Source organism: Amycolatopsis sp. NPDC005961, assembly GCF_040629235.1.
Taxonomy (GTDB): domain Bacteria; phylum Actinomycetota; class Actinomycetes; order Mycobacteriales; family Pseudonocardiaceae; genus Amycolatopsis; species Amycolatopsis camponoti.
The window spans coordinates 31,791-43,795 of record NZ_JBEXVF010000037.1 but is presented as its reverse complement, the minus strand read 5'-3'; the positions used below and the strand labels follow the sequence as shown (position 1 = coordinate 43,795).

Sequence of the window (12,005 nt, the reverse complement as noted above, 5' to 3'; positions counted from 1 at the left end):
CCACTCGATCTCCTCATGGCCCCAGGGTGCGCCGGCCGATCGGGCCGTCGCAGCGGCATTAACCGCACGCTTGCCCGGCGCTGGAAGATGCTTGCCCGGCCGGACACCTTCGACGCCGCGACCAGGCACGTCCCACCGGGAGCCCGTTTTGTCTGTTCCTAAAGTTTCACTAACTCTCCCCTCTCGCCTGGATTTGGAGGTGAGCCTTACCTAATGCTGACGGGGTTCACCTCGTCACCGGACCGCCAGGGAGTCGCGCGTTGTTGTTCTCCAGCCTGCTGATCGGATTGCGGGAGGGGCTCGAGGCCGCGCTCGTCGTGAGCATCCTCGTGGCCTTCCTCGTCAAGACCGACCGGCGATCGGCGCTGCGCTGGGTGTGGCCCGGCGTGGCCGCGGCCGTGCTGCTCTCGGTCGCCGTGGGCGCGATCCTCACCTACACCACCGCGCACCTGACCTTCGCGCACCAGGAACTGGTCGGCGGGACACTGTCCATTGTGGCCGTGGCGTTCGTCACCGCGATGATCTTCTGGATGCGTACCGCCGCCCGGCACATCTCCGCGGAGCTTCACGGGAAGATGGAGACCGCGCTGAAGCTCGGCCCACTGGCCATCGTCCTGGTGTCGTTCCTTTCGGTCGGCCGCGAAGGGCTCGAGACGTCGGTCTTCTTCTACGCGTCGGTGCAAACCGCCCAGGGCGAAACCGCCCTGCCCCTGCTCGGTTTCGCCATCGGCATCCTGATCGCGGTCGCGCTGACCTGGCTGCTCTACCGCGGCGCGTTGCGCTTCGACCTGGGCAAGTTCTTCAAGATCACCGGGGTGCTCCTGGTGTTCGTCGCCGCCGGCGTCCTCGGCTACGGCCTGCACGACCTGCAGGAGGGCGGCTTCCTGCCCGGACTGTCCACTTTGGCCTTCGACGCGTCCGGCGTGCTGCCCGAAACCTCGTGGTACGGCACGGTGCTCAAGGGCATCTTCAACTACTCACAGCAGACGACCCTGCTGCAGGGAATCGCCTGGGTGGCCTACGTCGCGATCGTGCTGCCACTGTTCCTGCGTCCCGCGCGGGCCAAGTCCACCACCGGAGTGAACCGATGATCAAGCGGACCGGAATCGCGCTGACCGCGCTCGCTCTCGTCGCGGCGTGCGACGCCCAGCCACCGGCCGCCGCTCCCGGCGGCCCGATCACGGTGACCGCCACGGACACCGCGTGCCGGGTGTCGGCGACCACCGCACCGGCGGGGAACATCACGTTCCAGATCGCGAACCAAGGCAGCAAGGTCACCGAGTTCTACCTCTACGGCGAGGGCGACCGGATCATGGGCGAGGTCGAGAACATCGCACCCGGCCTGAACCGGCGGCTGATCGTGGAAGTCGCCGGCGACGGCACGTACCAGACCGCGTGCAAGCCGGGCATGGCCGGCACCGGCATCCGCGGGACGTTCACCGTGACCGGCGGCGCGGCCAAGGGCACCGACGCGAACGCCGAACTGGCCGACGTCGCCCGCGGCTACGCCCGCTACGTCGCCAGCCAGACCACCGCGTTCGCCGACGAGACGAAGAAGTTCGCCGCGACGATCAAGGCCGGCGACGTCGCCGGCGCCAAGGCCCAGTACGCCCGGACGCGCATCTACTACGAGCGGATCGAGCCGGTCGCGGCCAAGTTCGGCGACCTCGACCCGGCCATCGACGTCCGCGAGGCCGACCGGGAAGCCGGCCGGAAGTTCACCGGGTTCCACCGGCTGGAGAAGGACCTGTGGGTGACCGGACTGCAGCCGGACTCGGGGGCGATCGCCGACCAGCTCGTGACCGACGTCACGACACTCGGCCAGAAGGCGGCGGCGCTGCAGCTGAGCGCGCTCGACCTGGCCAACGGCGCCAAAAGCCTGCTCGACGAGGTCGCGACCGGAAAGATCACCGGCGAGGAGGAAGCCTTCTCCCACACCGACCTCACCGACTTCCAGGCCAATGTGGATGGTTCGAAGGCGGCCATCCAGTCCCTGCGCCCGGTACTGACCCAGCGCGACCGCGCACTGGTGACCGCGATCGACAGCCGGTTCGCCGACGTCCAGAAGCTTCTCGACGCCCAGCGCACCGGGGACACGTTCAAGCTCTACACCGACTTGTCGAAGGATCAGATCAAGGAGTTCGCCGCCGCGGTCGACGCGTTGTCCGAGCCGCTGAGCAAGGTCGCGGAGGTCGTGGCCCAGTAGTGCTGTGGCGCCAACGACTGCCAGAGGAATCACGCAACCCTGTTCAAAGGTGTCCAAACCGACGTTCCCGGCTGAGTTCGACCGGGAAACCTCGCCGTCGCGTCAACCGAGCATCTGCATGCCGCCGAAGATCACCACGAGAAGCACGCCCATTCCTACGCCCACGAGCAGCGCACCGCCGACGGCGGGGCGGATCCGGACGCCCGCGTAGGCCAGGCCGAGGCACAACATCACCCACGCGCCGACAGAAGCGATGTTCATCATCATGGTGCTGTTGCTGATCTCGAAAGCGCCCTTCGCGCCGGCCGCGACGATGAGGGCGGAGACGACCGAGATTCCCGCTTTCGCCGATCGGTTACCAACGTGGCCGCCGATCGACGGTTGGCGCGGGTGACTGCTGGCCATGGTGACCTCCTCGTCGGGATCACCTCAGTCTCACACGGTTCCCGCGTGATGATCCTTACCGCACGGTTACGTGCGGCCGAGAAGAGAGCCAGGCCCGCCTCACTCCGGTTTCGGGCGCCGCCGGGCGATTTCGCGGAGCCGGTTCTGCCTCTCCACCGCCAAAGCGTGCTGTTGCCGCAGGCGTTGTTCCTCAACCTCGGCCTCGTGTTCCTCACTGGTCAGAGGCGGCTCAGGCACCGTAGGCGGCGGCTGAGGCAAATCGGGGCCAGGATCCGCCGCGTGCCGGGACTGCGGCCCGCCACCAGCACCCACCCGCGTCAGCGCCCCCATCAGCACGCCGAGACCGGCACCCCCGAGCACGAGGTAGATGATCTGGTCGGTCGTCATCGCGGATCCGTCTCCGTGGCGGCGGTCAGCCGGACGCTCACGCTCATCCTCGCGGCGAACACCAGCAGGCCGACCGCGCCGAGCAGGCAGCACAGCACCGCCAAGCCCGGCACGCGGTCGTTGATCTCGTGCTTGAGCAGCGCCACGATCACCGCGCTCAGGAACCCGATCGCGCTGGTCGCCGTGCCCTTGGCCAGGGCGAGCACCCGGTCGCGTTCCCACACGACGTGATCCAGTGCCGTACTCCGCGGCCACTGGGGCAGCCCGACCTTCTTGAACGCCCACGCCGAGACCGGCGCCACCACCACGGCCGTCCCCGCGAACGTGAAGCTCGCGGCGGCACCCACCGGCCAGAAGCTCATCGGACCACCTCCCGCCGTCAACGCGTGCCCTTATATCGCTCGCGAAGGCCGAAGCGTTGCCGACGGGCGCACCACAAGGTGCGTGTCCTCTTCGGACGTGGGCTTGGGCATCGAGAGCTTCGGACATCGCCGAACTCCTCGTGTAACGCCTGGCCCCCGTCGAGGCACTGAGTCTGCCGTCACCACTCTTTCGACCGCACAGTGTCCCCCGAGTCTGGAAGGCGTCACATGACCGAGAACGGCTGGCACCGGGTCGACCCGGCGGACGTGCCGGATGACGGCCGGGTTCGCAGCGTCACGATCGACGGACGCAGCGTCGCGCTGTCCCGGTGCGGCGCACGGCTGGGTGCGCTCGAGAACCGCTGCCCGCACCAGGGCGGCCCGCTCGGCGAAGGCTCCATCGAGAAAGGCCTGCTGCGCTGCCCGTGGCACGGCTACGACTACGACCCGATCTCCGGGCTGCCCCCGGAGGGATTTTCCGACGGCGTCGCGACCTACCCGGTCGAGCAGCGCGAGGACGGCGTGTTCGTCCGGCTGCCGGCCCCGCCGACGGCCGTGCGCACGGTCGCGGACGTGCTGGTCGAGACGCTCGTCGCCTGGGGCGTGACCCACGTGTTCGGCATGGTCGGGCACTCCAACCTGGGGTTCGCCGAGGCGCTGCGCCGCGCGGAGGACCGCGGCGAGCTGACCTACATCGGCATCCGGCACGAGGGCGCCGCGGCCTTCGCCGCGAGCGCGTACGGCAAGCTGACCGGCCGGCCGGCCGCGTGCTTCGCGATCGCCGGCCCCGGCTCGACGAACCTGCTCACCGGGCTCTACGACGCGAAGCTGGACGGCGCGCCGGCACTCGCGATCTCCGGGCAGGTGCCGTCCGAGGTGCTCGGCCGCGGCGCGTTCCAGGACGTCGACCTGTCCGCGGTGTTCCGGGACGTCGCCGTGTCGACCACGACCGTCCACAGTGGCAGCGACCACGCCGAGCTCGCGGCGCTCGCGGTCAAGCACGCCCTCGACCACCGCGGGGTCGCCCACCTCGTGCTGCCCGACGAAGTCCAGGTCCAGCCGAGCGACGCGCCCGCGTCCACTCCGGACGGACGAACGGCCGACCGCCGGATCCGGCCGGAGGGTTCCGCCGTCGAAGCCGCCGCCGCGGTGGTCCGGGACGCGCGCCGGCCGGTCGTGATCGCCGGTCACGGCGCGCGGGGCGCCGAAACCGAGGTCCGGCTGCTCGCCGAGACGCTCACGGCACCCGTTCTCACGACGTTCAAGGCGAAAGGCCTGGTCCCGGACACCCACCCGCTCGGCGCCGGGGTGCTCGGCCGCAGCGGCACGCCGGTCGCGAGCTGGCTGATGAACGAGGCCGACCTGCTGATCGTCGTCGGCGCGTCGTTCTCGAACCACACCGGGATCGCCGCCTACAAGCCGATCCTGCAGATCGACGACGAGCCCGCCGCGATCGGCCGGTTCGACGCGGTGACGACGTCCCTGCTCGGCGACGCCCGGCTCACGGTCGCCGCGCTGACCGCCGCGCTCGGCGAGACGAAAGCCGAGGACCAGCGCCGAGATGTCGCGGCACGGTGGGAGATCTGGCGAGCCGAAAAGGCCCGCCGGGTACGGGACGACCGGGGTCGCGGGGTGGCCGCCGCGGCGGTGTTCGACGCGCTGTCCCGGCACCTGCCCGCCGACGCCGTGGTGACCGTCGACGTCGGCAACCACGCCTACTCGCTCGGCCGCTACCTCGAGTCGCGGGGCCAGCCGGTGCTGATGTCGGGCTACCTCGGCTCGATCGGGTTCGGCTACCCGGCGGCGCTCGGCGCGTGGGCGGCCGCACCCGGCCGGCCGATCGTCGCGGTCACCGGCGACGGCGGGTTCGGGCAGTACGCCACCGAGCTCACCACCGCCGTCAAGTACGGCATCCCGGTCAAGCACGTGCTGCTGAACAACAACGCCCTCGGCAAGATCAGCAAGGAGCAGCTCGCCGGGGACTACCCGGTCTGGCAGACCTCGCTGCGCAACCCCGACTGGGCCGCCTACGCCGGCTTGTGCGGTGCCACCGGCATCCGCGTCACTTCCCGGGACCAGCTCGACGACGCCATGAGAACGCTCTTCGCCACCGACGGACCCGTCCTGCTCTGCGTCGAGCAGGACGCCGAACTCCTCTGACCGGAAGGAAAACCATGCCGACCTACGGCGACCTGCGCGCACTGTTCGTCAACTGCACGCTCAAGCGCTCCCCCGAGCGCAGCAACACCGAAGGGCTGATCGACGTCAGCCGCGGCATCATGGAGAAGAACGGCGTCACCGTCGAGGTGCTGCGGGCGATCGACCACGACATCGCGATCGGCGTCTGGCCCGACATGACCGAGCACGGCTGGGAAACCGACGCCTGGCCGGGCATCTACGAAAAGGTCATGGCCGCCGACATCCTCGTCATCGCGGGCCCGATCTGGCTGGGCGACAACAGCTCCGTCACCAAGCAGGTCATCGAGCGGCTCTACGCCTGCTCGCACCTGCTCAACGACGCCGGGCAATACGCCTATTACGGCCGGGTCGGCGGCTGCCTGATCACCGGCAACGAAGACGGCGTCAAGCACTGCGCCATGAACGTCCTCTACAGCCTCCAGCACCTCGGCTACACCGTCCCGCCGCAGGCGGACGCGGGCTGGATCGGCGAGGCCGGCCCCGGACCGTCCTACCTGGACCCCGGCTCCGGCGGACCGGAGAACGACTTCACCAACCGCAACACCACGTTCATGACCTGGAACCTGCTCCACCTGGCCCGCATGCTCAAGGACGCGGGCGGCATCCCGGCGCACGGCAACCAGCGCAGCGAATGGGACGCCGGCTGCCGCTTCGACTTCGCCAACCCCGAATACCGCTGAGCTCGCGATGCCCGGCGTCGAGTTCGTGAACCTGTTCGCGGTGGCCGCGATCGCGCTCGTCGCGCCCCTGGTGACGGCGCTCGTCCCGAAACTGCGTGTCCCGGCGGTCGTGCTGGAGATCGTGCTCGGGATCGTCGCCGGGCCGTCCGTGCTGGGGTGGGTCGAAGCCGACGTGCCGGTGCAGATCGCCGCCCTGCTCGGCTTGGCGTTCCTGCTGTTCCTCGCCGGGCTGGAGATCGACGTGCACCGGCTGCGCGGGCGGGCATTGCGGCTGGCGCTGCTCGGCTACGGCGTCACGCTCGCGCTCGGCCTGGCCGCCGGAGCCGGGTTCGGCGCGGCGGGCTGGGTGAAGAGCCCGCTCCTGATCGCCGTGGCACTCTCGGCGACGTCACTCGGCCTGGTCGTGCCGGTGCTCAAGGACGCCGGGCAGGCCGAAACCGCGCTCGGGCAGGCGGTCATCGCCGCCTGCTCGGTCGCCGACTTCGCCGCCGTCGTGCTGTTGTCGCTGCTGTTCTCGGCGTCCGGGGGCAGCACCGGCGGGCGGCTGGTGCTGCTGGTGGCGTTCGCGCTGCTGGTCGCGGCGACGGCGGTCGTGGTGTCGCTGGCCGGGAGGTCGCGCCGGCTCGGCGCGACCCTGACCAGGCTGCAGGACACCACCGCCGAGATCCGGGTCCGCGCGGCGGTGGTGCTGCTGGTCGCGTTCGTCGCGCTCGCGGAGGCGTTCGGGCTGGAGAGCATCCTCGGCGCGTTCCTCGCCGGCGCCGTGGTCGGGCTGCTCGACCGGGACGCCGCGTCGCACCCGCGGTTCCGGGTCAAGCTGGACGCCATCGGCTACGGCTTCCTCATCCCGGTGTTCTTCGTCGCCAGTGGGCTGCGGCTCGACCTCGGTGGGTTGCTGGCCGACCCGGCGGCGCCGGTGCGAATTCCCCTCTTCCTGGCGGCCCTGCTGATCGCCCGCGGCGTCCCGGCGCTGCTGTACACCCGGGAGTTCGGCCGGCGCCCGGCGGCCGCGGCGGCGCTGCTGCAGGCGACGTCGTTGCCGTTCCTGGTCACCGTTTCCCAGATCGGCGTGCTGACCGGGTCGATGTCCCCGGCGACCGCGGCGGGGCTCGTGTGCGCGGGCCTGCTGTCGGTGCTCGTCTTCCCCGCGGGCGCGCTTTCGCTGCTGCGCGGCCGGAAGGCGGCCGTAAGGTGACGGTCATCCTTTTGGCTGCCTGCCGCGGTTATATTCGCCTGGTGACCAAGCTGCCGCCGGAGGACGAGCTGATCGCCGCCGTCCGCCGGGGCGACGACGCGACGTTCGCCGCGGTGCTCGACGCGTGGTCGGCGCCGATGCTCCGGCTGGCCCGCTCGTTCGTGTCCACCCGCGCCTCCGCCGAGGAAGTCGTCCAGGAGACCTGGCTCGCCGTGCTCAAGGGCGTCGATGCCTTCGAGGGCAGGTCGGCGTTCAAGACCTGGGTCTTCCGGATCCTGGTCAACACCGCCAAGAAACGCGGCGTGGCCGAGCGCCGGAGCGTGCCGTGGACCAGCATCCTGCCCCCGGACGAGGACCACGGCCCGACCGTCGACCCGGCCCGGTTCCAGGGCACCGGCGGCGGCTACCCCGGCCACTGGCGCGAGGCCCCGGCCGCGTGGGCGTCGCCGGAGGACACCGCGCTCGTCCTCGAGATCCGCGAGGTGATCACCACCGTTCTCGACGAGCTCCCCGCGCGGCAGCGCGCGGTGCTGAGCCTGCGCGACGTCGGGGACTACACCGCCGAAGAGGTCTGTGCGATGCTGCGGATCTCGGCGGCCAACCAGCGCGTCCTGCTGCACCGGGCCCGCGCCGCCGTCCGGGAGCGGCTGGCGGTGTACTTGGCGACGGGGGCGAGGACGTGAACTGCGACGAATTCGTCGAACTGGTCACCGCGTTCCTCGACGACGCCCTCGACCCCGGCACCGAAGCACGCTTCATCGAACACCTCGCGCTTTGCGAAGGCTGCGAACGCTACCTCGACCAGTTCCGCACGACCATCGGCGAACTCGGGCGGCTGCCACCGGAAACCCTCTCGCCCGAGACCCGTGACGCCGTCCTCACCGCCTTCCGCGACTGGCACCGCGGGTGAGGCGGTGTGGACAGCGACAGGATGCCGCCGGTGCGGATTCCGTGGCCATCTATGAACTTCAGCGCGGCCGACGGCGACCACGCGAGCAGGTCGACCCGCCCGGCCGGATGCGTTTGTCGTGCATCAACTTCGCGTAGCCGGGTGGGACCAGGTGCTGGTGGGTGCCGATGCGCTGGGCGCGGCCCGTGCAAGTTTTCCTTTCCGGCGAAGGGAGTCAGCGGGAGGCGGGCGTCCCTGCCGACAGGTAGCGGCGGCGGTCGGTGACCAGGATTGCGCTCGCCGAGATCCTGCTCGGCGGGCTGGGCCTGCGACTGACCGCGTGACCCGATCGGCACTCCCGGTCGGCCCTGCGGATCTCCGATGTGACGGGCCCTTCGAAGTCGAGCCGGTGCCCCACCACGTGGGTGGTGCTCAGCAGTTCTCCGACCGTGAGAGCAAGCTTGGCCGCGACACACCTCCGGTGGTTCCCGTGGCGGGCTTCCGCAAGCGTGCCGTGGCCGCGGCCGCGAGCAGGAACACGACGGCCTCGTAACCCATTGCCGCGTCCAGTTCCCCAGCAGCGTAGGCGATCCCCGCCAGGGCGACGCCGAGTGTGCCGCCGAGTTGTTGCGCGGTGGGCAGCAACCCCGACACGGAACTGGCCACGGGCACCGGAACCCGTTTCAGGACAAGGGAAAACGCCGATGCCGTGAAGACGCCGAACGCGAAGCCGCCGCCCCCTAGCACCGCCCACAGGAGCGGCGCCGGCCCGGCCAGCACCGGAATGAGCAGCAGCGACACCGCGGCCAGGCCGGCTGATGCGGCGGCGAGCGCCGCGGCGCCGAACCTGCGTGCCGCGGCTTCGGCGACCGCGCTGCCCAGCAGGGCGCCGATCGCGTACGGTGCGACGGTCAACGCCGTCACCAGCGGGCCGCGGTGCAGCGCGCCCTGCAGGTGCAAGGAAAGCAGCAGGCTGAACGACGGGATGCCGGCGTTGAAGAGGAACACCGCACCGATGCCCCATCGGGTCGTCGACGCGGTCAGCGCTTCCGGCCGCACCAAAGGGAAGCGCACTCGGCGTTGTGCCACGGCGAAGGCGGCGAGCAGGCCCAGCCCCAGGGCCAGGCTCGCCCACGTCCAGGCCGGCCAGCCCGCGTCCTGGCCGAGGGTCAGCGGCAGCACCAGCAGGATCAGCCCGGTCAGTGACAACGCGGCGCCGACCGGATCCACCCGGCTCGCGTCCGCCGGGCCGCGCCCGCCGGGCAGGATCCGGACCAGGGCCAGCGACACGACGCCCACCGGCACCGGCAGGGCCAGTGCCAGCCGCCAGCCCAGCCCGAACGGGTCGAAGTGCAGCAGGACGCCGCAGCACAGCGGGCCGGCCAGCGACGCCACGGCCATCGTCGCCCCGTAGCGGCCCAAGACCCCGGCCCGCCGGTCCGCGGGCACCGCGGTCTGGATCAGCGACAGGATCTGCGGCGCCACCAGGCCCGCACCGATGCCTTGCACGAGCCGGGCGACCACGAGGGACCCGGCGTCCGGCGCGGCGGCCGCGGCCAGCGACGCCAGCGTGAACACGGCCGTGCCGATGACGAACACCCGCCGGTAGCCGAACCGGTCGCCGAGCCGGGCCGCGGTGATCAGCGCGCACGCGTAGGTCAACGTGTAGCCGACCAGCGCGAGCTGGCCCGCGCCCGAGCCGGCGGCGAGGTCGTGCCGGATGCGCGGGACGGCGAGCTGCATCACGGTGACGCTCATCAGCTGGACGAACGTCCCCGACAGCAGCACGGCTTGCGCGGCGGGCCTCATGCCTGCTTCGCGATCCGGCCGAGGAGCTCGGCAAGCTCGCCGGGGCGGGTCAGGAACGGCGAGTGCCCGCCGGGCAGGGAGTGCACCGCGAACGGGCGCTCCGGGGTCAGGCGGTCGGCTTCGGCGATCATCAGGTCCTGGGTGGCCGGCGGCAGCGCCAGGTCGTCGGTCAGCCGGATGTAGCTGCGCGGCACCCGGCCCCACCGCCCGGCGGTCAGCGGGTACGCCCCGGCGAGCGACGCCATCGGTTCGTCGGGGTGCAGCGTCAGGCGCCAGCCCGGCCGGTCCGCGGGCCAGTCGGTCAGGAACGCCCGCCGGATCGCCTCGACCTCGGCGGGGTCGGGCGAGAGCGGGTTGATCCGGAAGGCGCCGAGGACGTCGGGATCGCCGGTCCGGGGTGCGTGGGCGGCACCGGCGTTGACCGGGTCCGTCACGTATTCGCCGAACCGCGGCCGCCCGGCGGGCACGAACGCCGACAGGTAGACGACGTGGTCGACCAGGTCGGGATGCCGCTCGACCACGGCCGAGACCGGACCGCCGCCCGCGCTGTGCGCGACGAGGACCACGCTGGTGAACCGGCGGCGCACCTCGGCGAGGTCGGCGATCAGGGCGTCGACGAGCACCTCGGTGGTCAGCCCGGCGAGCGCGGAGGGCTCGGTCGCCAGCCCGGGCTGGCCGGGCCGGAGGTACCCGGACGGCAGCGGCGCGGTCACGCCGTGCCCGGGGAGGTCGACGGCGACGCCGGTGATGCCTTGCGCGGCCAGTGCGCGCTGGGTGGCGGCCCAGTGCAGTGAGGAGTGCCAGGCACCGTGAACGAGCACGCAAGCGGTGGTTCCAGTCATGAGGTCCACCCCACCGCGCGACGAGTGCGCTATCCACTTTCATAGCTGAATCCCCCTTGCGCGATATCCTGAAAATATGGAGTCCCGTCACCTCCGCTACGCGCTCGCGCTGGCCGAGCACCAGCACTTCGGCCGTGCGGCCGCGTCCCTCGGCATCGCCCAGCCGCCGCTGTCCACCCAGATCGCGGCCGTCGAACGCGAGGTCGGCGAGCGGCTGTTCGACCGCACGCCCCGCGGGGTGTTCCCGACCGCGGCCGGCACGGCGTTCCTGGCCCGGGCCCGGCGGGCGCTGGGCGAGATGACGGCCGCCGCGGTCGAAGCCGGCCGCGCGGCCCGTGGCGAGACGGGACAGCTGCGCATGGGCTTCATCGGCTCGGCCCTGCTCGAGCCGCTGCCCGGCGTACTGGGCCGGTTCCGCAAGGCCCGGCCGGACGTCCGGCTCGACCTGCGGGAAGTGAACAGCCCGGACGGGACGGCCGCGCTGGTCGCGGGCGAACTCGACGTCGCGGTCGGCCGCGGCACCCCGCGCGGCGCGCGGGTGGACGGCCTGGTGACCGTCCCCATCGGCGCCGACCACCTGGTCGCCGTCGTCGGCACCGCCCACCCCTTCGCCGGCCGCGCGGAGATCCGGCTCGAGCAGCTCGCGGCCGAGCGCCTGATCATGTCGGCGCCGACGCAGGAACCCGCCGTGGCCGCGCGCCTGCACGACCTGTTCGGCGCCGGCGCGGCCGCGCTGGACGCCGCCACGGTGTCCCGGGACATCCACACGATCATCGGCCTGGCGGCGTGCGACGTCGGTGTCGGCCTCGGCCCGGCCCGGATGCGGCTGGTCACCCGCAAGGACGTCTGGTTCTGCGACATCGCCCCGCACGTCCGTCTCCCGGACCTGCAGCTGTCCTTCCGCGCGGCCGACGACTCCCCGGTGCTCGCGGCGTTCCTGGACATCGTCCGCGCCAACTGCGCCGAAGTCGGCTCCCGCCTCGACGACGTGCTCGCCCGCCGCGAAGCCCGGTCGGTCAAGCAGTAGTCAC

Annotated in this window: 13 protein-coding genes; 8 read left to right on the top strand and 5 right to left on the bottom strand. The window is 71.6% G+C overall.

The genetic code is table 11. The features are described 5' to 3' along the window. Positions 1–260: 260 nt before the first annotated feature. The gene (efeU, locus tag ABZ342_RS28910; protein WP_360479298.1) at positions 261–1,091 is read left to right on the top strand and encodes an iron uptake transporter permease EfeU; all 831 of its coding nucleotides are present in this window, start codon (positions 261–263) and stop codon (positions 1,089–1,091) included. Continuing rightward, positions 1,088–2,206 carry an iron uptake system protein EfeO gene (gene efeO, locus ABZ342_RS28905; RefSeq protein WP_360479295.1) on the top strand — a complete coding sequence of 373 codons (1,119 nt, stop codon included), beginning with the start codon at positions 1,088–1,090 and terminating at the stop codon, positions 2,204–2,206. Before efeU ends, efeO begins: the two co-directional genes overlap by 4 nt. A 102-nt stretch (positions 2,207–2,308) precedes the next feature. On the opposite strand, the gene ABZ342_RS28900 is transcribed toward efeO, so the two are convergent. The 3 genes from ABZ342_RS28900 to ABZ342_RS28890 form a co-directional block, all read right to left on the bottom strand. Further along, positions 2,309–2,611, bottom strand: coding sequence for a hypothetical protein (locus ABZ342_RS28900; RefSeq protein WP_360479292.1), 303 nt, complete (start codon positions 2,609–2,611; stop codon positions 2,309–2,311). A gap of 99 nt (positions 2,612–2,710) precedes the next feature. After that, on the bottom strand, positions 2,711–2,998 hold the full coding sequence (locus ABZ342_RS28895) for a hypothetical protein (RefSeq protein WP_360479289.1): 288 nt from the start codon (positions 2,996–2,998) through the stop codon (positions 2,711–2,713). Beyond that, on the bottom strand, positions 2,995–3,360 hold the full coding sequence (locus tag ABZ342_RS28890) for a hypothetical protein (RefSeq protein WP_360479286.1): 366 nt from the start codon (positions 3,358–3,360) through the stop codon (positions 2,995–2,997). The genes ABZ342_RS28895 and ABZ342_RS28890 overlap by 4 nt, the downstream gene beginning before the upstream one ends. A gap of 228 nt (positions 3,361–3,588) precedes the next feature. Here ABZ342_RS28890 and ABZ342_RS28885 point away from each other — a divergent pair, with 228 nt between their 5' ends. From ABZ342_RS28885 to ABZ342_RS28865, 5 genes are read left to right on the top strand one after another with little or no spacing between them, the layout of a single operon-like run. Next, entirely contained in the window at positions 3,589–5,520 is a 1,932-nt protein-coding gene (locus ABZ342_RS28885) for a thiamine pyrophosphate-binding protein (RefSeq protein WP_360479283.1), read from the top strand. Between the two features lie 14 nt (positions 5,521–5,534). After that, positions 5,535–6,239, top strand: a complete 705-nt coding sequence (locus ABZ342_RS28880) for a flavodoxin family protein (RefSeq protein ID WP_155549565.1) — start codon at positions 5,535–5,537, stop codon at positions 6,237–6,239. A 7-nt stretch (positions 6,240–6,246) separates the two neighbouring features. After that, entirely contained in the window at positions 6,247–7,434 is a 1,188-nt protein-coding gene (locus ABZ342_RS28875; RefSeq protein WP_360479279.1) for a cation:proton antiporter, read from the top strand. Between the two features lie 41 nt (positions 7,435–7,475). After that, positions 7,476–8,117: a sigma-70 family RNA polymerase sigma factor gene (locus ABZ342_RS28870; protein ID WP_360479276.1), complete on the top strand. Its 642-nt coding sequence runs from the start codon at positions 7,476–7,478 to the stop codon at positions 8,115–8,117. Then, complete coding sequence (locus tag ABZ342_RS28865) at positions 8,114–8,344, top strand: zf-HC2 domain-containing protein (protein WP_360479273.1); 231 nt, start codon at positions 8,114–8,116, stop codon at positions 8,342–8,344. Before ABZ342_RS28870 ends, ABZ342_RS28865 begins: the two co-directional genes overlap by 4 nt. A gap of 411 nt (positions 8,345–8,755) precedes the next feature. On the opposite strand, the gene ABZ342_RS28860 is transcribed toward ABZ342_RS28865, so the two are convergent. Further along, complete coding sequence (locus ABZ342_RS28860; protein ID WP_360479270.1) at positions 8,756–10,132, bottom strand: MFS transporter; 1,377 nt, start codon at positions 10,130–10,132, stop codon at positions 8,756–8,758. After that, positions 10,129–10,974 (bottom strand): alpha/beta fold hydrolase, encoded by an 846-nt coding sequence (locus tag ABZ342_RS28855; protein ID WP_360479267.1) that lies wholly within the window; start codon positions 10,972–10,974, stop codon positions 10,129–10,131. Before ABZ342_RS28855 ends, ABZ342_RS28860 begins: the two co-directional genes overlap by 4 nt. 76 nt (positions 10,975–11,050) lie before the next feature. Here ABZ342_RS28855 and ABZ342_RS28850 point away from each other — a divergent pair, with 76 nt between their 5' ends. Then, on the top strand, positions 11,051–12,001 hold the full coding sequence (locus tag ABZ342_RS28850) for a LysR family transcriptional regulator (protein WP_360479264.1): 951 nt from the start codon (positions 11,051–11,053) through the stop codon (positions 11,999–12,001). Positions 12,002–12,005 lie beyond the last annotated feature (4 nt).